The organism is Clavibacter lycopersici, assembly GCF_003576405.1.
Lineage (GTDB): Bacteria > Actinomycetota > Actinomycetes > Actinomycetales > Microbacteriaceae > Clavibacter > Clavibacter lycopersici.
Map to the genome: position 1 here is coordinate 1 of NZ_QWGT01000334.1, position 2,241 is coordinate 2,241.

2 protein-coding genes are annotated in these 2,241 nt (G+C 74.4%); both read left to right on the plus strand.

Annotation, left to right across the window (positions count from 1 at the left end; translation table 11 throughout):
- Positions 1 to 235: 235 nt before the first annotated feature.
- Positions 236 to 988, plus strand: a complete 753-nt coding sequence (locus tag DZG00_RS14715; protein WP_119383118.1) for a histidine phosphatase family protein — start codon at positions 236 to 238, stop codon at positions 986 to 988.
- 43 nt (positions 989 to 1,031) lie between these two features.
- A complete protein-coding gene (locus tag DZG00_RS14720; RefSeq protein ID WP_119383117.1) occupies positions 1,032 to 2,015 on the plus strand; it encodes a 1,4-dihydroxy-2-naphthoate polyprenyltransferase in 984 nt (327 codons plus the stop codon).
- Positions 2,016 to 2,241 lie beyond the last annotated feature (226 nt).

Below are 2,241 nucleotides of genomic sequence, written 5' to 3' on the forward strand. Positions count from 1 at the left end.
ACCGGGGCGTGCGCGCCGAGGCCGGCGTGCTGCGCGGGCCGCGCGGCGCGGTCGCCTACGCCGTGATGGTCCACTTCGACGACGCCGACCTGCGCGCCCGGCTGGCCGTCCGCGACGCCCTGGGCGTGGTCGGGCTCGACCTGCTGGAGCACGTGCACTGAGCCCCGGGGATCCGCCGGGCGTAGAGTCGGATGTCGCCCGCCACCCCTCCCGGGCGACGGAGGAGACCCCCACGATGACCGGCATGAACCCCGCCACCGCCAAGCGCCTCGCCCGCGACGACGTCGCGCCGATGTACGCGGAGGTGGACGCCGCGATCGCCCGGGCCGAGATCCCCGGCACCCCGGAGTGGCAGGAGAAGGTCCGCGGCCGCATCGTCATGGTGCGCCACGGGCAGACCGAGTGGAGCGTCAACGGACGCCACACCGGCACGACCGACATCCCCCTCACCGAGACCGGCGAGGAGCAGGCGCGCGCGGTCGGCGCCGTGCTCGCCGGCACCGAGTTCGGCCTGGTGCTCGCCAGCCCCCGCTCGCGCGCGCAGCGCACGGCCGAGCTCATCGGCTACGGCGACCAGGCCGAGACCGACGACCGGCTGGTGGAGTTCGACTACGGCGCCTACGAGGGACGCACCACCGCCGACATCCAGGCTGAGCGCGGCCACTGGGACCTCTGGACCGACGGCGTGCCCGTGGGCGACACTCCCGGCGAGACGTCCGGGCAGGTGCGGGCGCGCGTGATGCAGGTGCTCGACCGGGTGCTGCCCGTGCTCGAATCCGGCCAGGACGTGCTGCTGGTCGCGCACGCGCACGTGATCCGCGCGCTCGCCGTCGCGTGGGTCGACCTGCCTCCGGAGGCCGGCGGGATCCTCACCCTCTCCACCTCCACGCTCAGCGAGCTGGGCTTCGAGCACGGCCGCCACGCGATCATGCGCTGGAACTGCCCGGCGGACGGCTGGGCGCCGTCGCCGGTCGGCGGCAGCCGCTGACCCGCGCTTCCGCGCATCAGGGCGGCGCGTAGGATCGCCCCTCGTGGCACAGAAGAAGAAGCGCACCCGGCAGGCCCCCTCGTCCGCAGCCCGCACCCGTCCGGGATCGCCCGCGAAGGCCCGCTCCGGCAACCCCGCGAAGGCACGGAAGGCCACCGCGCGCGACTGGATCTCCGGCGCCCGCATCCGCACCCTCCCGCTCGCCGTCGCCCCCGTCGCGATCGGCACGGGCGCCGCCCGCGCGATGGGCCCCGACGAGGGCGTCTCCCTCGGCCTCGCGCTCCTCTGCCTCGCCGTCGCCGTGCTGCTGCAGATCGGCGTGAACTACGCCAACGACTACTCCGACGGCGTCCGCGGCACCGACGACGTGCGCGTCGGCCCCGCCCGCCTCACCGGATCCGGCGCCGCGAAGCCGCGCACCGTGCTCACGGTGGCGCTCACGTTCTTCGGCCTCGCCGCGGTCGCCGGCCTCGCGATCGTGCTCATCACCGGCCACTGGTGGCTGCTCGCGGTCGGCGCCGTCGCGATCGTCGCGGCCTACTTCTACACCGGCGGCAAGCGCCCGTACGGCTACGCGGGACTCGGCGACGTGGTCGTCTTCGTGTTCTTCGGCCTGGTCGCGACCGCGGGCACGCAGTTCATCCTCATCGGCATGATCACGGGCGAGGGCTGGCTGGGAGGCGTCGCGGCGGGCGCGTTCGCCTGCGCGGTGCTCATGGTCAACAACATCCGCGACATCGAGCAGGACGGGAAGGTCGGCAAGCGCACCCTCGCGGTGCGGCTCGGCCCGCGCGGCTCGCGGATCCTCTACTGCGTCGAGATCGCGATCGCCTACGGGGTCGTGGTCTTCTTCTTCCTCTTCTACCCGAAGGCGCTGCTGGTGCTGTTCACGCTCGTGCTGGCGCTGCCGGCCGCGATCATCGCGTGCACCGGCCGCACCCCCAAGGAGCTGATCCTCTCGCTGCAGCTCACGAGCATGGCGGCGCTGACCTTCGGCCTGGGGCTCGGCGCGGCGTTCGCGTTCTGAGTCCCTGGGATCCTGACCACGTCCAGGCGCCTCACGCCGTCGAGGCGCTCGACGCCGGCCGCGGTGCGCGACACGACACCGTCCACCACCGGTCGCTGGGTCGCCTACGTGCCGCGGGAACGCGACGGATCCGCGGACCCGGCTTGACGCGCGCGGCTCAGCTGCGCTCGGCCTCGCCGTCGGCGCGCGGGGAGGCCGCGGCGGTGTCCGGAGTGCCGGCGCCCGG